Consider the following 18,621-nt stretch of genomic DNA (forward strand, 5'->3'; position numbering starts at 1 on the left):
CGCGGTGTCTCAAAAGTCGCCTCAAAACAAGTGTCGCAATACTTGTAGTTCTAAGACTTTTGCGACAAACTGGAATGCATGACCGCCCCCGCCCTCGCAGGCACACAGCTCGGATACGCCCGCGTCTCGACGGGCCACCAATCCCTGGATCAACAAGTAGATGCGCTCGCGGCAGTTGGCGTCGAACCAGGGCGCATCTACAGCGACAAGCTTTCGGGGACTTCCACGCGGGAGCAGCGGCCGGGACTGGCTGCACTCTTGGACTATGCGCGCCAAGGCGACGCCATCGTGGTCGTCGGGGTCGACCGACTGGGCCGTAATGCCGCTGAGGTCATGTCCACCATCCGAGAGCTTGGCGAGCGTGGAATTGTGCTGCGGTCACTGCGCGAAGGCATTGACACTTCAAACGCAACTGGCCGCATGATCGCCGGTGTTCTCGCCAGCCTGGCGGAACTAGAACTAGAACTAGGTCGCGAACGGCGCACAGCGGCCCGCGAGGCACGCAAGGCGCGGGGCCAACATGTAGGGCGGCCCAAGGCACTAGATGCCTCGAAAGCCGCTCTGGCGCAACGGATGCACGACAGCGGTGAATCAGCAATAACTATCGCCGCCACCTTGGGAGTAAGCCGGGCGACCATCTACCGCATCCTGACGACCGCGGACGAGTCGTAGACAGTTACCGAGGGTTACCCGATCGGGGAGGGCGGATCGGTCATTAGCGTTGCTTGGGGTTCTTGAGGCTCGACGTTGCCGGGATTGATCCCAACCGGGCCTGACTCGCCGGCGACACCACTTCGGCAGATTTCGGTGGCTTCTTGCACGCGCCATACAAATCCAAGGTCCGAGCTCTGCTTTGCTTGTCGCGACAACTTCTCGAATCGGCGTGCAAGATCTCTAAGTCGACGTGTTACTTCCTCGTCAGCACCCGGAATATCTGTCTCGTGATCGATGACGGGGTCATCCTCGTCAGGCCCCGCGGGCGGAGAAGCAGCGCCGAAGGCAGAGCCTTCCCGCGCACCATAGTCTTCCGGCACTCGGCCGGTGTATACGCCGACGAGCTGCCAACGTGGCGCAGGTGCTACCTCGAACTTCCCGTTCTCGTTGGTTAAACTCAGTGGCTGGCGAACCGTCACCACAGGTGAGCCAGAATGTCCTTTTCGTCCCCGACAGTCCACGAGAAAGAGCGGGTACTCGTTGTTGCGGTAGACATGCAGCAGAGCGGGCTCGGAAGCGATGGTGCCACCAGTCCACAGTGGAAGATCAAAACTTCCTCTCAACCCGTATGGATACCCAACGACTGAAACCTGTTGACTTACCCATAGTCTGGGCGCCTCACGCGCTGGCGGAACCTCGTCCCAAGCATCGATGACCAGTTCACCTTGGTCAGTAGGCAAATTAAACGGAATCGCCGCGATGTCTACGCTGCGTCCGAACCGCGGATGCTCCCGCCAAATTGGTGTCCACGTCTCATCGATCAGGTTGATCAGATACTGCTGGACTGCTACCTGAAAACCTGTCTGGTACACCGCAGTTGGTGTCGTAGCGCGGAACCCCACGGCGACGTGTGTCGGTGAGACACGGTAGTTATTGCGCAGAAACTCGTTGGTCTCCCAATGCCTTCCAGAGAAGTTGTGGCGAGCTGTGACGAGGTAGATCTGACCAGCGATACGATAAAGAAAGCCAGTTCCCTTGGCCAGCAGGAACATGTCACTTTCTCTGGTGGCATGGCTACCGTCTGGAGAGAACATCATCTCGATATAGACAGGTCGCAACGACTCGGGCGGGAACATCGCCAGGGGCAGTTCGGGGTGGTCGTCGGTCATATTGCTGGACTATATGGCCTAGTCCCGTGTGAAGGGTTATGCGCGGTCGCATGGGGTGGGGGTATGCCCCGGCCGTCTGGCCGCCGCGGACCGAGCTTGCGAGATCGGCTTTCCCCCTAGTAAGGGGCCACGGCACTAATGTTTCTACAGCTCCCGCTCTTCAAGGTGAAGGGCACGAGCGTAAGCATCGGCGAAGGCTTTATGGCATTCTGCGGTGGGTTCTCGGCCGTCAAGTCCAACTGCGGCCGCGAACCGCACGCCCGGCGGAGCGTCGGTGTCGTGGGCGATCGCGTACAGGGCCGCAATTGCGAGTTCCACGCCGCTGATGGTGGGCGTCGCAGAATTTTCTGTCAACACCAGCATTGTGCACTATTAACGAGCAGACAATGCTTTTTACTCGACTTCGAAGGGGCCCGTCGAGGTGATGTACAAGTCGTCAAAGGGATGCGTCAGTCCGATCAGCTGATGCCATGTTCGCGCAAAGTCGATACTGGACTTGCACGCCCATTCGGCTGCGCCGGCGCCGAGGGCCTTATTTGGGAACCACGGCGAACCGATGGGCAGCTTGTTTTCTTTGATTTTCGGTTTCAGCCGGCGTTGAAGGTCGTCGTCGACGTTGACCTGGCGTGATCTGGGCCTGCAATGCACGACGTAATCACGAATCTCCACCAGTGTTTTGATGCTTTCGTGCGTCACGTCACCAGGCATCGGGTCGCGATTGGCCAGCTTCAGCGCTTGCTTGAATCTGGTCAAAAGTGGCTTCTTGGAGTAATTCTCGTTGCCCTCCCATGAGGCAGCTATCTCGGCGAGTGCCTCACCGGGAATGCCGTTGGTGTGAGGAGATTCCTTGCTGTCGTACGCGTCCTGCCACGTCGAATTGACTACTCCTTCAAGGAAAGCCGTTGCGGAAAGCACAGCGTTTGTTACGTGGGAGCGGTGCCGCCGGTCGAAGTCGATGTTTTGATCCACGAGTTGATCTTCAAGTTCTCCGCAAAGCCACGCTTCGCGTCTGGCTGTCCAAAGGTGTTGGGCGGCTTCATAGTCACGCACGCTGACCACAGCGGCGTAGAACTCTAATTCGATTGCTTCAGGCTCTGGGGGCCGGTATTTCTCACGCACAATTTTAGTTCTTCGTGTACTCGATCGGCGTCACATATTCCTTGATCGTATTTCGACACCACCAATGATAGGTACGGTAACGATGCGCAAATCCAACGAGTTTGGTGCCTCGTGAGAAGCGCCTCGTGAGGTCGTGTTCAACGGTCCAGGTGAGCGAACCGTGCTCCTCAACCCGCGCGGGTAGGTCTGGACCCCTAATCTCTTTCCCGTTGTTGCGTTCCAGCGACACATCGATCCGGACCGATCCATCCACGGACCGTAACCCCACGTTGGAAACCGTTGTCGCTTCTGCACCGCTATTCACGACGATGATGTCGAAGCGATCTGCTTGACCCGAGGCCGGTTCGTCTGGTGGGTTGACTGGCTCCGGAGGAGGCTTGCCAATACTGGGGGTCATCTTGAGGTTGAGTTGGACGGCAACAGACTGGCGGAGCCAAATCCCCAGCCGTGGCCACCGGATGTAGGTCTCCATGAATTTCCAAATGAAGGTGCCCACTGATATGAACAACGCTGCCAACGCAATCCATGTGGATGCTGTCATTTCCTTGATCCCGATTGCGTGATGTGCCAGGACGATCAGCGCGAAAACCTCCTAAACACATTGTGCGAGCAAGGTTTTAGCGAAGGTGCCACTCGCGTTCGATGCGACGGACCTCCTGTTCGAGGATCGTCGGTATCTTACCTTCGCGTGTTGCGATTGGTTTCCTGCGCCAATATTCAATACTGCGAACCTGGTTGTCCGAAAGATCGCTTTTCAGGTCGCGGTACCACTCATGTTCTCGTGGATTGACTTCCGGCCAAGCGGCCGCCGGTCCGGCGTTCTCTCTGATCAGTGCCAGTGTGTGGGTCTCAGCTAGACGTAAGTCTCTGATGTTTTGGCGCCAGTTTGCAATCCTTTGCACGCGCTCTTGGCGCTTGAGGCCTGGTTCGTCCGCCACCTTCCACTTGGCCAACGGCGTCAGCCAGCCGAGTGCGAGCCCGAAGCCACCGCTGATGAGCGCGACCGGGATCTCACTCGCCACTGCTGTTTTCCCCTGCGTTCTGTGCAGCAATAGCTTCATACATCGCATCAAGGTGGTCCCGTTGTAGGTCCTCCCGGACACCTTGCCTGAATGAAGCTTCCTGTTGCTGGGTGCCTGCGAGCAGGAGGTCGCAGACCGGGATGAATGTCTCGGCCATCTCGATAGTGGGGCCCATGAAGTGAAGAAGTTGCGTCGTAATAGTGGCGATGTCGCGCGGGAACGGCGGCGGTTGCAAAACCACCTGGACCAGAATTTGTTCCAGATCACTGACGCGGTGCGCGATGTGCTTATTCGCGGTGTCTAGCACCTCTTCGTGGGCGGCTAGTTGTTCAGGGTTCAGCGCGGCGACGAAGGTTTCAGTGGGTCTCGTACGGGGCTTTCCTGGGATGTATCCCTTGCCAGAGGTGAAGACGCGGCGGTAAGCGATGCAGCAAGACGTCCACAACGCCCGTTTGATCATGTCGTCAACCTGCTCGCCGCCCGCTGTAGCGTCCCCGCGTTCCCATCTGACATAGGAGGCGGCGCAGTCACGCGCAAAGCTAATGTCTCCCGCCAGGGAGAGGAAGTCCGCGATCTGCCCACCAGCGTCACCCGTAAGGTCAACTGCCGGATGCCTTAACCATTGCGGGTCAGTTGGCTGGTTCATTAGCTTTGCACCCCCTCCCGCGCGCACACCGCGCACTGTCTGACAACGGTTGCCCATTCGGGTTCGCATTCGTCCGGCTGCCGGATCAAATGCGCATCGATGTTCCCGCAGCCGGGACACGCCGAGTACGTCCAGAACGGCTCCCACGCCTGGCGCTCCATCAGGCCACGGTTCTCTGCTGCGCTGAACGGGACGACGGTTAGCTCGGGTGGCGTACCCATCCAGGAACGCCAGCGGGAGATCACGCGGTCCCGTTCGGCTATCTCCGCCATCTTGGGATGGCGCGCCGGGAAGTCGATCACCAGCGGCATAGACAGGGAGTAGTGGCGCATATTGCTCCACCGGGCCTCGTCCAGGAAGCTCGTCACGATCGAAAAGTCTAAGGCTGAATGACCCAGGTTTACGCTTGTCTTGTGAGCACAAACGATGGACACCGGGATGCTGTGTCCAGTGGACACAGCTCAATCCATTTCCGCAGTTCGCTCGCGGCATTTTTGCAGCACTTTCGGACTCGTTAAACACGTTTGACCTGCTCAAACGGTTAAAGGAGGAGATTAATTAGATGACCTATGACCTCATCATCCGCAATGGCACCATTGTCGACGGTTCGGGGGGTGAGCCGTACGTCGGCGACGTCGCGGTGGGTGACGGCGTCATCGCCTCGGTGGGCGCGATCAACGGCGCCACCGCCGAGCGCGAGATCGACGCCACCGGGCTGCTGGTCACGCCGGGCTTCGTCGACCTGCACACCCACTACGACGGGCAGGCCATCTGGTCGGAGCGGCTGACCCCGTCGTCGGCGCACGGCGTCACGACGGTGGTGGTGGGCAACTGCGGCGTCGGGTTCGCGCCGTGCCGCAAGGACGACCACGACGTCCTCGTCGACGTGATGGCCGGTGTCGAGGACATCCCCGGCGTCGTCATGACCGACGGTCTGCCGTGGACGTGGGAGACCTTCCCCGAATACATGGACGCGCTCGACGCCGGCAAGCGCGACATCGACGTCGCGGCCTACCTGCCGCACTCGCCGCTGCGGGTGTACGTGATGGGTCAGCGCGGCGCCAACCGCGAACCGGCCACCGCCGAGGACCTGGCCAAGATGCGGGCGCTGGCCAAGGAGGCGATCGAGATCGGCGCGCTGGGCTTCGCGTCGTCGCGGCTGACCATCCACAAGACCGAAAGCGGTTCTCCCATCCCGAGTTACGACGCCGCCCGCGAGGAGATCGAGGAGATCGCCAAGGGTGTGGTCGACGCGGGCGGGGGCCTGCTGCAGTTCGTCCCCGACATCCCGTCCGGCGGCTACCAGCCCGTACTGCAGACGGTGTTCGACGTCGCCGAGGACGTCGGCCTGCCGGTCACCTTCACCCTCGTCGTCGCCAACGCCGGCGATCCGACGTGGCCGGACGCCATCAACATGGTCGAGAAGGCCAACGCCGCGGGCGGTGACATCACCGCGCAGCTGCTGCCCCGCCCGATCGGGCTCATCATCGGGCTGCAGCTGACCGCAAACCCGTTTGTGCTCTACCCCAGCTACCAGGAGATCGCGCACCTGCCGCTGGCCGAGCGCGTCGCCGAGATGCGCAAGCCCGACGTCCGCGCCCGCATCCTGGCCGACAAGCCCGGCCACGGGCACCCGATCCTGTACGTCGCGCAGATGTGGGACTGGATCTTCCCGCTCGGCGACAACCCCAACTACGAGCCCGACCCAGCCGACAGCATCGGGGCCCGCGCCCGCGCCAAGGGCGTGAACCCCATGGAGGAGGCCTACGATCGGCTGCTCGACGAAGACGGCAGGGCCATGCTGCTGGTCGCCACCAGCAACCTGCAGGACAACTCGCTGGACACCGTCGGCAAGCTGTTGCACCGCGACGACGTGGTGCTAGGCCTGGGTGACGGCGGCGCGCACTACGGCATGATCTGTGACGCCAGCTACTCGACGTACTTCCTGGCGCACTGGGCGCGCGACCGCAAGAACGGGCGGTTCACGGTGGCCGAGGCGGTCCGCGAATTGACCACGGTCCCGGCCCGCATCGCCGGCCTATCCGACCGCGGCCGCATCGCCGTCGGCTACAAGGCCGACCTGAACGTCATCGACCACGCGGGGCTGCGGCTGCACAAGCCGATCATCAGCCACGACCTGCCCGCCGGCGGGCGGCGACTGGACCAAACGGCCGATGGATACGTCGCGACCATCGTTTCCGGCGAGGTGATCGCCGAAAACGGCGTGCCCACCGACGCGCGGCCCGGCAAGCTGGTCCGGGGCCGTCAGACCGCCCCTGCGCCATAACGCCACGCGGGGTGGCCTGTCGCGGTTAAGTTATATCGGTGACGAGCCCGCACTACTCGCGGCTGCCTCCAGAAATCAACTCGGCGTTACTTTTCGCCGGTCCTGGATCGGCACCCATGCTTGACGCCGCTGCGGCGTGGAACGGGCTTGCCGAAAATCTGGCGTCGTCGGCGTCGACCTTCGTTTCGGTGTCCGCCGACCTGGCCAAAGGCGCGTGGCAGGGCCCGGCGGCGACGGCGATGATGGACGTCGCGTCGAAATACGCGGGTTGGCTCACCGCCGCCGCAACCCAGGCGGAGACCACGTCGATCCAGGCCGCGGCCATGGCGGACGCCTTCGACAACGCGCAGTCGGCGACCGTGCAGCCTGCCGTGGTGTCGGCCAATCGCCGGCTGGTACAGGTGCTGGCGTCGACGAACTACCTAGGCCAAAACGCCCCGACGATCATGGACATCGAGTCCGCCTACGAACAGATGTGGGCATCCGACGTGGCGGCCATGACCGACTACCACGCCGACGCGTCCGCGGCCGTCGAGCATCTGCCGCCCTGGCAGCAGGTTCTGCACACCCTCGGCTTCGACTTCAACCATGGCCAGCTGACCTCCGGGCTGCCCGGGGCCACCCCGCCGACGGGCAATACGCCGTCGGTCTTCGGCGGCTTCAACCCGGCCGATGCCAACGTGGTGGCCTCCGCCCACGACGTCACCGGCGGCACCAGCGCCGGCTACGGCCTGCTCAACCCGGCCACCCCCGGCACGGGATTCACCCCCAGCCTCGGCCACCCGGACCTGCTGCACCCCTCTACCTACCTCGGCGGATTCGACGCCGGCGCCCCCCAGCCGGCGGTGCCCGGCTAGCAGCGCCTGGGCCTATCCTCGAAGCCATGCGCACGAAGAAAAGGGTGGACTTCACGCGGCTCGCCGCGGCCCTGCCCGACTACCCGTTCGCGTACCTGATCACCGCCGGCGACGACTACCGCGTGCACACCGTCACGGTCGAGCCGCAGCTGCGCGACACGTTCCTGGATATCGGGCTGGTCGGCGGCGGCACCCGCACCAACCTCGCCCAACGCAGCGAAGTGACCGTGCTGTGGCCCCCGCCCGAGCCCGGCGGCTACTCGCTGATCGTCGACGGCCGCGCCGAGCTGTCGGAGGTGGACGCCGAGACGGCGCGCTGCCACGTCGTGCCCACCCGCGCGCTGTTGCACCGCAACGCCGACTCCCCGTCGCCCGGCGGCAACGTGGCGGGCTGCCTGCACGACTGCGTGGTGTTCTCGCTGCCCGCCTAGCGGCGATCGCAAGCGCGGCATGCCGGGCGCAGCGGGTCGCCGCCATCCGGCCAGGGCCGTACAGTCTCATCCGTGAGCCGCGTCGCACCGCTTGCCCCGCCCTGGAGCGAAGAAGATGCCACTGGCATCAAGAGCTGGGGTCACCCCGACCGAACGTACGAGCCGCTGCTGCTGGTGCGCTGCCTGCAGCGCCATCCGGCGCTGGCCAGCCGGCTGCGCAAGCTCGGTGAATCCCTTTACGTCGCAGCGCTTTTGCCGGGCAGGACGCGCACGATCGCGATCCTTCGTATCTGCGCGCTGGTCGGCTGCCGATACGAGTGGGGCGGGCAAGCCGCGTTCTGGGGTCCGATCGCGGGCGTCAGCGACGAAGAATGCGACGCGCTGGTGACCGGCAGCGCCGCCGACCCGCGCTGGAGCTCTGCCGAGCGCACGCTGATCGAGGCGGTCGACGAGCTCGAGCGCACCGGCTCGTGGTCAGAGGCGACGTGGGCGGCGCTGGGCCGCGACCTGGACGACGAGCAGCGGATCGAATTGCTGACCGCCGTCGGCTGGTACCGGACGATCTGCACGCTGTGCAACGCGCTCGCGCTGCCGGTGGAGGGGTGGATGCGGCCCTGGCCCCTAGCTGGCTGACCGGTCCCTTTTGAGACCCGGATGCTGGTTTTTCAGTAGCGGCAGCAGCAGCCGTCGCGGCATGAACTGGAACAGGCGGGCGCTGATTTGGCTTGGCAGCCCGGGGGTCACCGCCCCGCGGTCGCCGTCGAGGGCGTCGACCCCGGCGCGCGCCACCTCGCGCGACGGCTTCCACAAAAACTTCGGGAACGCGGCGGCGAAGGCCCGCGCATCCATGCCCGCGGTGGCCAGGAACTCGGTGCGCACCGGCCCCGGGTTCAACAGCGCGAGGGTGACGCCGGTGCCGGCGAGTTCGCCGCGCAGCCCCTGGGTGTAGTTGATGACGAACGCCTTGGTGGCGGCGTAGCCGACCTGCCCCGGGAAGGGGTGATAGCCCGCGGTGGACCCGACGTTGAGGATGGCCCCGCGACCGCGCGGCACCATCTGCTGGACCGCGCGGGTGGTCAGGTCGATGACGGCCTCGACGTTGACCCGCACCTGGGCGAGCTCGGCGTCGACCGGCGTTTTCGCCACCGACCCGATGGTGCCTATGCCGGCGTTGTTGACCAGGATCTCGGTGGTCAGGCCGCGCCGCTCGACCTCGTCGAGCAGGCCGGCGCGCGCGGCGGCGTCCGCGACGTCGCAGCCGATCACCTCGACGCGAACCCGGCCGCTGAGTTCGTCGGCCAGCTCGCGCAGCCGGTCTTCGCGGCGGGCGACGAGCGTGACGCCGTGGCCGCGGTCGGCCAACTCGCGGGCGATGTCGGCGCCGATGCCCGACGATGCGCCGGTCACGACGGCGGTGCTGGTGGGTGAGGGAGTCGGAAGGGCCACGGGTCGAACCTACCCGCCGCCCGCGGCCCCCCGCCTAGCCGGACAGCGCATCGAACAAGGCCGCCAACTGGTCCGGCGACACGGATGTGTTGCATCGGCTGCGCAGGTCCAGCAGCGGCTGCGCGATGCCCTTCAACTCCAACGCCTCACCGGGATGGCCGAGGAAATAACCACGGACGGCCGCCTTTGCGTCATCGGGCGATTGGTTGACCGCGGTAGTCAGCACGTTGTTGGCATCGGGATGCCCGTCGAGGTATCCGCTCGCCGAGTTCAGGACCACGCTGGCGGTGGCGGCGACCCCGCTTGCCGAGCAGGGGTCGGGCGCGGCACCCGCGGTTGGCGCGATCATGACGCACAGAACCCCGACGGGGATCACTCCGAAAACTGTGCGCCATAACGAGTTGCTCATTGCGTGGTCCCTTCGTACCCGACTGCTCGAACCTTCAGTACATCAGTTACCCAAAAATGCGGAAAAGCCCGAGACACAGCGAAGTGCAACACGGCGTCGGCAGTGCAACGACGGCTTTGGCAGTGCAGCCACGGCGGGAAAATCGCCGAAATCCCGCCCTGAGCTCACACGCTCCGCCAGGGCTGCACACGCAACGCCCGGGCCGCACGCTCGTCGCCCAGGCTGCACGCCCCGAGACACGAAGAAGCCCGGCCCCACAAGGGAACCGGGCTTCTTCGTAAAGCTTGGACTTAGAAGTCCATACCGCCCATGCCACCGGTCGGGTCGCCGACGGGAGCGGCGGCCTTCTCCGGCTTGTCGGCAACGACGGCCTCGGTGGTCAGGAACAGCCCCGCGATGGACGCCGCGTTCTGCAGCGCCGAACGGGTTACCTTGACCGGGTCGGCGACGCCGGCCTTGAGCAGGTCCTCGTACTCGTTGGTGGCGGCGTTCAGGCCGGTGCCAGCGGGCGAGTTGGTGACCTTCTCGGCCACAACGCCGGGCTCCAGCCCGGAGTTGAAGGCGATCTGCTTCAGCGGAGCCGACAGCGCCACGCGGACGATGTTGGCACCGGTCGCCTCGTCACCGGACAGCTTCAGCTTGTCCAGCGCCGGTGCGGCCTGCAGCAGGGCCACGCCACCACCGGCGACGATGCCCTCTTCGACGGCGGCCTTGGCGTTGCGCACCGCGTCCTCGATACGGTGCTTGCGCTCCTTGAGCTCCACCTCGGTGGCAGCTCCGGCCTTGATCACCGCAACACCGCCGGCCAGCTTGGCCAGGCGCTCCTGCAGCTTCTCGCGGTCGTAGTCGGAGTCGCTGTTCTCGATCTCGGCGCGGATCTGGGCCACCCGGCCGGCGATGGCGTCGGAGTCACCGGAGCCCTCGATGATGGTGGTCTCGTCCTTGGTGATCACGACCTTGCGGGCCTTACCGAGCAGCGCGACGTCGGCGGTCTCCAGGGAGAGGCCGACCTCTTCGCTGACGACCTGACCACCGGTGAGGATGGCCATGTCCTGCAGCATCGCCTTGCGGCGGTCACCGAAGCCGGGAGCCTTGACGGCCACCGACTTGAAGGTGCCACGGATCTTGTTCACGACCAGGGTGGACAGCGCCTCGCCCTCGACGTCCTCGGCGATGATCAGCAGCGGCTTGCCGCCCTGAATGACCTTCTCCAGCAGCGGCAGCAGGTCCTTGACCGTCGACACCTTGGAGCTGACCAGCAGGATGTAGGGGTCCTCCAGGATCGCTTCCTGACGCTCGGCGTCGGTGACGAAGTAGCCCGAGATGTAGCCCTTGTCGAACCGCATGCCCTCGGTGAGCTCGAGCTGCAGGCCGAAGGTGTTGGACTCCTCGACGGTGATGACGCCCTCGTTGCCGACCTTGTCCATGGCCTCGGCGATCAGGTCGCCGATCGACTGGTCGCCAGCCGAGATGCCCGCGGTCGCAGCGATCTGCTCCTTGGTCTCGACGTCCTTGGCCGACTTCAGCAGCGTCTCGGTGATCTTCTCGACGGCCTTCTCGATGCCGCGCTTGAGAGCCAGCGGGTTGGCGCCGGCGGCGACGTTGCGCAGGCCCTCCTTGACGAGCGCCTGGGCCAGCACCGTGGCCGTCGTCGTGCCGTCACCGGCGACGTCGTCGGTCTTCTTGGCGACTTCCTTGACCAGCTCGGCGCCGATCTTCTCGTACGGGTCCTCCAGGTCGATCTCCTTGGCGATGGACACACCATCGTTGGTGATCGTGGGGGCACCCCACTTCCTCTCCAGGACGACGTTGCGGCCCTTGGGGCCCAGCGTCACCTTTACCGCATCGGCGAGGGCATTGAGGCCCCGCTCGAGGCCGCGACGGGCCTCTTCGTCATACGCAATTGTCTTGGCCATTGCGAAGTGATTCCTCCGGATTGGGGATGACAAGTTCTGGCCGGGCGCAGTGCCCGCGACGGACGACCACAGCTGTCTAAGGGCTTGGTCTCACCGTCCCGACCTAGCACTCACGAGTCGCGAGTGCCAAGGTCATTCTTAGCACTCGCCTATGCCGAGTGCAAGAAGACCCCGGCGCTAACGGGCCGCTCGTAAACCGTCGACGACGACATCGGTTACCCGCTCGGCCAGCGCCGAGTTGTACGCCTCCATCGCTTGGCATCCGACCAGGATCGCCTTGACTTCGCGCACGCCGATGTCGCGCCGCGCGGTACCCGCCTGCTGCGCCGCGGTCAGCAGGTCGCCGAGCATCGCCAGGAATGCCTCCTCGGCCTCGGGTGCGACGGCGTCGATGTCGATGCCGAGCCCGGCCAGCGCGTCGACCAGGCCGCGATCCCGCGCGCCCCACTGCAACACCAGCGAGCGCAGATAGCTGAAGAGCGCCTCGCCAGGTTCGCCCGATTTCAGCACGGCATAACCGTCGTTGACCAGGTGCTGCATCCGGTCGTCGATGACCGCGGCGAACAGCGCCTCCTTGGTCGGGAAGTGCCGGTAGATAGTCCCGGCGCCGACCCCGGCGCGCCGCGCGATCTCGTCGATCGGCACCGACAGGCCCTCGGCCGCGAAAGTTTCGTAGGCGACGTCCAGGACGCGCGCACGGTTGCGCGCCGCGTCGGCACGCAACGGCCGGGCCGATTCCGCCATTTCACCTACTTTTCAATTGACAAAGCGGGGCGTACGTTCCGTATAGTGGACAATCAACCGGAGCACTCGCCCCGTTTACTCTACAAGCTTAGGAGCACCCCCATGGCCAAGTGGACCGCAGCGGACATTCCCGACCAGTCGGGCCGCGTCGCCGTCATCACCGGCGCCAACACCGGCCTCGGCTACGAGACCGCCCTGGCATTGGCCGAGCATGGCGCCCACGTCGTGCTCGCGGTGCGCAATCTCGACAAGGGCAAGGACGCCGTAGCGCGGATCACGGCCAACAGCCCCCAGGCCGACGTCGCGCTGCAGGAGCTCGACCTGACGTCGCTGGACTCGGTGCGCGCCGCGGCCGAGCAGCTGCGCTCCAGCTACGACCGCATCGACCTGCTGATCAACAACGCCGGGGTGATGTACACGCCGAAGGGGACCACCAAGGACGGCTTCGAGCTGCAGTTCGGTACCAACCACCTGGGCCACTTCGCCTTCACCGGCCTCCTGCTGGATCGGCTGCTGCCGGTCGCCGGCTCCCGGGTCGTCACGGTCAGCAGCGTCGGCCACCGCATCCTGGCCGACATCCACTTCGACGACCTGCAGTGGGAGCGCCGCTACAACCGGGTCGCCGCGTACGGGCAGGCCAAGCTGTCCAACCTGCTGTTCACCTACGAACTGCAGCGCCGGCTCGCCGCGCACGGCACGACGATCGCCGCGGCCGCGCACCCCGGCATGTCGGACACGGAGTTGATGCGCAACATGCCCACCTGGCTGAACTTCGCCTTCGAGCGGCTCGCACCGCTGGTCGCCCAGAACCCGGCCGCAGGCGCGCTGCCGCAATTGCGCGCCGCCACCGATCCGGGCGTGCTCGGCGGGCAGTACTACGGGCCGGACGGATTCGCCGAAACCCAGGGCCACCCCAAGGTCGTGGGGTCCAGCGCGAAGTCGCACGACGCCGACAAGCAGCGCCGGCTGTGGACGGTCTCCGAGGAGCTCACCGGCGTGACGTACTCCATCGATTAGGACAGGTCGAGCAGCTGCTCGTAGAAACCACCGAACGCGCGCGGGCGGTCGACCAGATGGACCTCGAGGATCCAGTGGCACGGCCGCCCGCGACCGTCGTTGCGCCGCATGGGTTTATCCGACCCGGGCGTGATGTACCACTGGGCGCCGTCGCCGACGATCTTCTTGTGCGGGAACTCGCCGACCAGATGCCCGGCGATAGGGCTGCCCCAGTCGAAGCCCTCGGCGCGGCCCAAACCGACGACGTGGTCGTACAACTCGGCGCCCGTGACGTCCGGATGCTGACGGAAATAGTCGCGGCCGGCCTGCCAGACCCGCGGAAGCGCTTCGCGGACAGCCTCTTTCGCCGGGTCGTCACCCAGCACGAACGTGCGCCCGAAGTCGGCCTCCCATTCCTCGAAGATCGGGCCCAGGTCCAGGAAGGCGATGTCGTCGGCGGCGATCACCCGGTCCGGCGGGTGTTCCTTGAAGGGCAGCAACGTGTTTTCGCCGGCTCGCACGATCCGCCGGTGCCAGTGCCACGTCACGCCGAGCAGGTCGGCGGCCAGGTCGCGGATCTCGTCGGATAACGCCTTCTCCCCCACGCCCGGGCGGATCATCGCGCGCCGCTCGATCTCCTCGAACAGTTGGGCCGCCTTGTCCTGGGCGTCGAGGAGCCGTTCCACGCGTGCGTCTTCCGGCCCCTTTTCGAAGACCTCCACTCTCGCGATGCTAACTGGCAGGCTGGAAAACATGTCGCTCGTCGTGCCGCCGTATCCGCCGCCCCGCTACACCAAGGCCGAGCCGGAGGTCAGCGCCTGGCTCAAGCGCGCCGGCGAACCGCCCGACTACGAGTCCAACGGCGTCCGGTACCACTACCTGGCCAACCAGCAGGCCACCGACGGCGACTACGGCCTGTACCGCGTCGACATCGGCCCCGCCGGCGGCGGGCCGCCGGCCCACTTTCACCGCGCGATGTCCGAGGCGTTCTTCGTGCTGTCCGGGACGATGAAGCTCTACGACGGCACCGACTGGGTCGATGGGAATCAGGGCGACTTCCTCTACGTCCCGCCCGGCGGGATCCACGGTTTCCGCAACGAGGCCGACGAGCCGGCGTCGATCCTGATGCTGTTCGCCCCGGGCGCACCGCGGGAGAGCTACTTCGAGGGCTTCGCGGCGCTGGCCGACATGACCGATGACGAACGGCGGGAATGGTTCGTCCGACACGACAACTACTGGATCTGACCGCCGACGTAGCGCTGCAGATTGGGGGCGATCGCGGCGATCGCCTCGTCGTCGGTCATCGACGCGATGGGCTCGATCTTCCAGACATAGCGCATCAGCGCGAAGCCGATTGTCTGCGACGCGATCAGCCCGCTGCGGACCAGGCGATCCCGTTCGTCGGCGCCCAGCTGCGACACCCCCATCAGGCTGCCCTCGACCACGCGCCGGAGCTTCTCCCGGGTGGCGGCCTCGTGTGCGGCGGTCTGCAGGATCGCATGCAGCGTCGGCCCGACTTCCGCGTCGGCCCAGCTGGCGAGCATCAGCGTCAGCACCGCCGTGCCGAGCTGATCGACCGGCGTCGTCCACACCTTGGCGACGTTTTCCAGCCACCGCTGCGGCGGGTTCGTCGCCGCGTCCAGCAGGCCCCCCTTGGAACCGAAGTAGTGGTACACCAGTGCCGGGTCGACGTCGGCAGCGCGGGCCACCGCCCGGATGGTGGTGCCCGCCCAGCCGTGTTCGGCGAACTCCTCGCGGGCGGCCGCCACGATGCGCGCCGCCAGCACGCCCCGTTCGTCTCGCGGCCCGGGAGTTGACGACTTCTTCGGCATGAGTTTCATCGTAGCGTGAATTTCCTCTTGCGTTGAGACTTTCTTCAACGTACCGTGAAACTAGTTTCAACGGCCCGTGAAAACGTTGCGGGTGAGGGGATCAGGAGCTGACACCATGTACACCTACGACATCGACACCGCGGACATGTTCGTCGACCGCACGGATCAGTTCGCCAAGTTCGGCATCCCACTTGACGACATCGAGCGCGTCCGGGCCGCGGTGACCGACATGTGGGCCGACGCCCCCGGCGGCTGGTCCTACGAATGGTCAAGGCTGGCAACCGAATACGCCGACCGCGGCGACCACTACCTGGCCTCGATGGTCTACGGCTGCGCCAAATTCCCCTGCCTGACCGATCCGGCCCGGGAACGGGCATTGCAAAACCAGCTCGAGCAATTCGAGTTGGCGGCCAAGGACTTTCCGGTGGCCTTCGAGCGCCGCATCATCACGGTGCCCTACCGCGGCGGCACCGTCGACGTGCCGGTCCACCTCTACTCCGCCGACGACAATCATGCGGCCCGGCCGGTGCTGATCGCCAGCGGCGGGGTGGACACCTGGAAGATGGACATCGACCCGTGGTGGGTCGGGTTCACCGGGGGCGCCGGCGTCACCACCCTGGCCTTCGACCACCCCGGCACCGGGGAGACGGCGGTCCCGCTGAACAATTATGCCGACGAGGTCGTCCGCGGAATCGCGGACTACGCACGCTCGCTCGGCGACGGCCGGGTCGCCCACTTCGGCGCCTCGTTCGGCGGCAACTTCGCCGCGATGTCCGGGCTGGCCGGAATCGTGGACGCCGCAGTCGATCTCGGCGGCCCGGTCAACGAGGCGTTCGGAGCTCAGAACCTGACCCGCCTGCCCTACGGCATGCACGACATCCTGGGCAACGCCATGCACTGGGACCACTCCCCCACGCTCGACGAGCTCAGCGCCGGCATGGGACAGCTAATTTGGACGGAACTACTTGCACAGCAGACGAATTCGCCGATGCTGGTGGTCAACGGCGCCGACGATTACTTCGTCCCGCAATCGGACACCCTGGTCTTCGAGGGTCGCCCGAAGACCGAAGTCCGCATGATCGAGGGTACCGGCCACTGCGCGATGAGCAAGGCCCCGGAGGTGGTCCCGACGATCATCGCCTGGCTGCGCGGTCAGTTCAGTTCGTAGTCACCGTCGACCATCGTGCGGGTGCGCTCGAAGAATGTCGCTCCGCTGTAGGGCAATTGGGTGACGACCTTGCCGCTGGGATGGCGGAAGTAGTTGGTGCACGCGAGCCACACCTTGTTCGCCATGTCGGCTTGGATCTCGTCGTTGTACCGGCGCTGCGCGTCCCGGGTGACCTCGATGGCGCGCGCGCCGCGCTGCCCCATCACGTCCAGGAGGTGGCGGACGAACGTCGTCTGCGCCTCGTGGATGTAGATGATCGAGTTGACCCCATTGGTGTTGGGGCCGTAAAGCGTAAAGAAATTCGGGTAGCCGGCGACCAGCGTGCCGAGGTATGCCTCGGCACCGTCGGACCAGTCGTCGCGCAGGTGGCGGCCGCCGCTGCCATACACGTCGATGCTCGCCAGGTAGTCGGCGGCCTTGAACCCGGTGCCGTAGATGATCGTGTCGACGCGGTGTTCGACGCCGTCGGCCGTGCGCACCCCGCGTTCGGTCAACTCGGCGATGGCGCTGGTTTCCAGGCTGACGTTGGGCAGCGCGAAGGTGGGATACCACTCGCGCGACATCAGCGGCCGCTTGCACCCGACCGGGTAGTCCGGCGTCAGCTTGGCGCGCAGCTCGGGGTCGGTCACCTTGCGCATCAGGTAGCTGCGGGCGAGTTCGGTCGCCTCGCGGGTCTGCTCGGCGTCGACGTCGAAACTGGACGACTCGTAGGCGTCGAAGGCCTCGTCGCGCAGCTTCTGCGCGGCCGCGGGGTGGCGTTCGAACTCCGCGTGCTGCTCGGGCGTGAACGGGAAGTCGAACCGCGGCGAGATCCAGATCGGGGTCCGCTGAAACACGGTGAGGTGTGCCGTTTCCGGGGCGATCGCGGGTACGTACTGGATGGCGCTGGCGCCCGTGCCGATGGACGCGACGCGATCCCCCGCGGTGGTCTTGCTGTGATCCCATTGCGCCGAATGAAAGCGTCGGCCCCGAAACCGTTGTGCGCCTGGGATATCCGGGACATGCGGTACGTCGAGCATCCCGACGGCGCTGACCACGGCGTCGAACTCGTGCTCGTCACCGTCCGCCGTGATCAGCGTCCAGCGCCGGCGGGTGTCCGACCATCGCAGCGTGTCGACCGCGGTGTGCGGACGCAGCCGCTCGCCCAGCCCGTGGTCGGCGGCCACCTTTTCCAAGTAGGCCAGGATCTCGGGCTGGTTGGCATAGGTCTTGCTCCATCGCGGGTTGAGCGCAAAGGAATACGAGTACAAGTGCGACGGGACATCGCAGGCCGCACCCGGGAAGGTGTTGTGCCGCCACGTGCCACCGAAGCCGTCGGCGCGGTCGAAGATGGTGAAGTCGTAGCCGCCCTGGGCGAGCTGAATTCCCATCGCGATGCCCCCGGCGCCGGCGCCGATGACCGCGACGCTCGGCTTCAGCCCCATTGCGAGAAGTAGGGTCGCTCGGGCCTGGACTTCTCGACCAGGATGAACACCACGCCCCACGGATCGACGAACCACGTGGTGCGCACCTTCGCGACGTCCGCGATTCCGCTGACCAGGAACTCGACGCCCTTGCCTTCCAGCTCGGCCCGAGTGGCGTCGAGGTCCTCACAAATCAGCCCGACGTGGGAGAGGCCATGGTCGGTCAGCGCGGCTGCGGCCCGCTCGTTCGCGCCGTCGACGTTGAGGTATTCGATCACCTCGAGGACGCGGTCGCTGCCGTCGTCGAATCCGACGATCGCCGCCTTCATCGTCGGGTCGGACACCAGCTCACCCATGTCGTTGCGAATGGCATTACCGGCCATCACGTACGGCGGCGAGAGCACACGCAGGCCTAACACGTCGCGGTAGAACGCCACCGCGGCTTCACAATCCGGGACGCACACCCCGATGTGGGCCATTCCGGTAATCACGTTCTCGACTCTACGTCGGGCAACGCCGATC

General features: G+C 65.5%; 23 protein-coding genes. 8 read left to right on the plus strand and 15 right to left on the minus strand.

Annotated elements, in window-relative coordinates:
• Positions 1 to 78: 78 nt before the first annotated feature.
• On the plus strand, positions 79 to 672 hold the full coding sequence (locus MRAB57_RS04530) for a recombinase family protein (protein ID WP_077086492.1): 594 nt from the start codon (positions 79 to 81) through the stop codon (positions 670 to 672).
• 14 nt (positions 673 to 686) lie between these two features.
• On the opposite strand, the gene MRAB57_RS04535 is transcribed toward MRAB57_RS04530, so the two are convergent.
• The 7 genes from MRAB57_RS04535 to MRAB57_RS04565 form a co-directional block, all read right to left on the minus strand.
• Positions 687 to 1,823 (minus strand): trypsin-like peptidase domain-containing protein, encoded by a 1,137-nt coding sequence (locus tag MRAB57_RS04535; protein WP_077086493.1) that lies wholly within the window; start codon positions 1,821 to 1,823, stop codon positions 687 to 689.
• A gap of 144 nt (positions 1,824 to 1,967) precedes the next feature.
• Positions 1,968 to 2,177, minus strand: coding sequence for a hypothetical protein (locus MRAB57_RS04540; RefSeq protein WP_157900557.1), 210 nt, complete (start codon positions 2,175 to 2,177; stop codon positions 1,968 to 1,970).
• A gap of 39 nt (positions 2,178 to 2,216) precedes the next feature.
• Positions 2,217 to 2,942, minus strand: coding sequence for a hypothetical protein (locus tag MRAB57_RS04545; protein ID WP_157900558.1), 726 nt, complete (start codon positions 2,940 to 2,942; stop codon positions 2,217 to 2,219).
• Between the two features lie 4 nt (positions 2,943 to 2,946).
• Positions 2,947 to 3,483 carry a hypothetical protein gene (locus MRAB57_RS04550; protein WP_077086496.1) on the minus strand — a complete coding sequence of 179 codons (537 nt, stop codon included), beginning with the start codon at positions 3,481 to 3,483 and terminating at the stop codon, positions 2,947 to 2,949.
• A gap of 76 nt (positions 3,484 to 3,559) precedes the next feature.
• Positions 3,560 to 3,964: a hypothetical protein gene (locus MRAB57_RS04555; protein ID WP_077086497.1), complete on the minus strand. Its 405-nt coding sequence runs from the start codon at positions 3,962 to 3,964 to the stop codon at positions 3,560 to 3,562.
• Positions 3,954 to 4,610: a hypothetical protein gene (locus MRAB57_RS04560; protein WP_077086498.1), complete on the minus strand. Its 657-nt coding sequence runs from the start codon at positions 4,608 to 4,610 to the stop codon at positions 3,954 to 3,956. Before MRAB57_RS04560 ends, MRAB57_RS04555 begins: the two co-directional genes overlap by 11 nt.
• Positions 4,610 to 4,978: a hypothetical protein gene (locus MRAB57_RS04565; RefSeq protein WP_077086499.1), complete on the minus strand. Its 369-nt coding sequence runs from the start codon at positions 4,976 to 4,978 to the stop codon at positions 4,610 to 4,612. Before MRAB57_RS04565 ends, MRAB57_RS04560 begins: the two co-directional genes overlap by 1 nt.
• Before the next feature lie 194 nt (positions 4,979 to 5,172).
• Between MRAB57_RS04565 and MRAB57_RS04570 the strand changes: the two genes are divergently transcribed.
• The 4 genes from MRAB57_RS04570 to MRAB57_RS04585 all read left to right on the plus strand — a co-directional run bounded on the left by MRAB57_RS04570 (position 5,173) and on the right by MRAB57_RS04585 (position 8,818).
• The gene (locus MRAB57_RS04570) at positions 5,173 to 6,897 is read left to right on the plus strand and encodes an N-acyl-D-amino-acid deacylase family protein (protein WP_077086500.1); all 1,725 of its coding nucleotides are present in this window, start codon (positions 5,173 to 5,175) and stop codon (positions 6,895 to 6,897) included.
• A gap of 38 nt (positions 6,898 to 6,935) precedes the next feature.
• Positions 6,936 to 7,754, plus strand: a complete 819-nt coding sequence (locus tag MRAB57_RS04575; RefSeq protein WP_077086501.1) for a PPE family protein — start codon at positions 6,936 to 6,938, stop codon at positions 7,752 to 7,754.
• Between the two features lie 26 nt (positions 7,755 to 7,780).
• On the plus strand, positions 7,781 to 8,185 hold the full coding sequence (locus MRAB57_RS04580; RefSeq protein ID WP_077086502.1) for a hypothetical protein: 405 nt from the start codon (positions 7,781 to 7,783) through the stop codon (positions 8,183 to 8,185).
• 72 nt (positions 8,186 to 8,257) lie between these two features.
• A complete protein-coding gene (locus MRAB57_RS04585) occupies positions 8,258 to 8,818 on the plus strand; it encodes a carboxymuconolactone decarboxylase family protein (protein ID WP_077086503.1) in 561 nt (186 codons plus the stop codon).
• Here MRAB57_RS04585 and MRAB57_RS04590 read toward each other — a convergent pair.
• From MRAB57_RS04590 to MRAB57_RS04605, 4 genes are all read right to left on the minus strand, one after another.
• A complete protein-coding gene (locus tag MRAB57_RS04590) occupies positions 8,807 to 9,631 on the minus strand; it encodes an SDR family NAD(P)-dependent oxidoreductase (RefSeq protein ID WP_077086504.1) in 825 nt (274 codons plus the stop codon). The two genes, MRAB57_RS04585 and MRAB57_RS04590, sit on opposite strands and share 12 nt — an antisense overlap.
• Positions 9,632 to 9,665: 34 nt before the next feature.
• Positions 9,666 to 10,040: a heme-binding protein gene (locus MRAB57_RS04595; RefSeq protein WP_077086505.1), complete on the minus strand. Its 375-nt coding sequence runs from the start codon at positions 10,038 to 10,040 to the stop codon at positions 9,666 to 9,668.
• A 290-nt stretch (positions 10,041 to 10,330) separates the two neighbouring features.
• Positions 10,331 to 11,956, minus strand: coding sequence for a chaperonin GroEL (gene groL, locus MRAB57_RS04600; RefSeq protein WP_077086506.1), 1,626 nt, complete (start codon positions 11,954 to 11,956; stop codon positions 10,331 to 10,333).
• Between the two features lie 177 nt (positions 11,957 to 12,133).
• Positions 12,134 to 12,700 (minus strand): TetR/AcrR family transcriptional regulator, encoded by a 567-nt coding sequence (locus tag MRAB57_RS04605; RefSeq protein WP_077086507.1) that lies wholly within the window; start codon positions 12,698 to 12,700, stop codon positions 12,134 to 12,136.
• A gap of 102 nt (positions 12,701 to 12,802) precedes the next feature.
• On the opposite strand from MRAB57_RS04605, the gene MRAB57_RS04610 reads away from it, so the two are divergent.
• On the plus strand, positions 12,803 to 13,717 hold the full coding sequence (locus MRAB57_RS04610) for an SDR family NAD(P)-dependent oxidoreductase (protein WP_077086508.1): 915 nt from the start codon (positions 12,803 to 12,805) through the stop codon (positions 13,715 to 13,717).
• Here the strand turns inward: MRAB57_RS04610 and MRAB57_RS04615 are convergent.
• Positions 13,714 to 14,451 (minus strand): M24 family metallopeptidase, encoded by a 738-nt coding sequence (locus MRAB57_RS04615; RefSeq protein ID WP_077086509.1) that lies wholly within the window; start codon positions 14,449 to 14,451, stop codon positions 13,714 to 13,716. The genes MRAB57_RS04610 and MRAB57_RS04615 overlap by 4 nt on opposite strands.
• Here MRAB57_RS04615 and MRAB57_RS04620 point away from each other — a divergent pair.
• Positions 14,450 to 14,941 (plus strand): cupin domain-containing protein, encoded by a 492-nt coding sequence (locus tag MRAB57_RS04620; protein ID WP_077086510.1) that lies wholly within the window; start codon positions 14,450 to 14,452, stop codon positions 14,939 to 14,941. The genes MRAB57_RS04615 and MRAB57_RS04620 overlap by 2 nt on opposite strands.
• Here MRAB57_RS04620 and MRAB57_RS04625 read toward each other — a convergent pair.
• On the minus strand, positions 14,929 to 15,528 hold the full coding sequence (locus MRAB57_RS04625) for a TetR/AcrR family transcriptional regulator (protein ID WP_077090391.1): 600 nt from the start codon (positions 15,526 to 15,528) through the stop codon (positions 14,929 to 14,931). The genes MRAB57_RS04620 and MRAB57_RS04625 overlap by 13 nt on opposite strands.
• A gap of 115 nt (positions 15,529 to 15,643) precedes the next feature.
• On the opposite strand from MRAB57_RS04625, the gene MRAB57_RS04630 reads away from it, so the two are divergent.
• Positions 15,644 to 16,696, plus strand: coding sequence for an alpha/beta fold hydrolase (locus MRAB57_RS04630; RefSeq protein ID WP_077086511.1), 1,053 nt, complete (start codon positions 15,644 to 15,646; stop codon positions 16,694 to 16,696).
• On the opposite strand, the gene MRAB57_RS04635 is transcribed toward MRAB57_RS04630, so the two are convergent.
• The gene (locus tag MRAB57_RS04635; RefSeq protein WP_077086512.1) at positions 16,681 to 18,120 is read right to left on the minus strand and encodes a flavin-containing monooxygenase; all 1,440 of its coding nucleotides are present in this window, start codon (positions 18,118 to 18,120) and stop codon (positions 16,681 to 16,683) included. The genes MRAB57_RS04630 and MRAB57_RS04635 overlap by 16 nt on opposite strands.
• Positions 18,111 to 18,590: a VOC family protein gene (locus MRAB57_RS04640; RefSeq protein ID WP_077086513.1), complete on the minus strand. Its 480-nt coding sequence runs from the start codon at positions 18,588 to 18,590 to the stop codon at positions 18,111 to 18,113. Before MRAB57_RS04640 ends, MRAB57_RS04635 begins: the two co-directional genes overlap by 10 nt.
• Positions 18,591 to 18,621 lie beyond the last annotated feature (31 nt).

It is taken from the genome of Mycobacterium rhizamassiliense (assembly GCF_900157375.1).
GTDB lineage: Bacteria > Actinomycetota > Actinomycetes > Mycobacteriales > Mycobacteriaceae > Mycobacterium > Mycobacterium rhizamassiliense.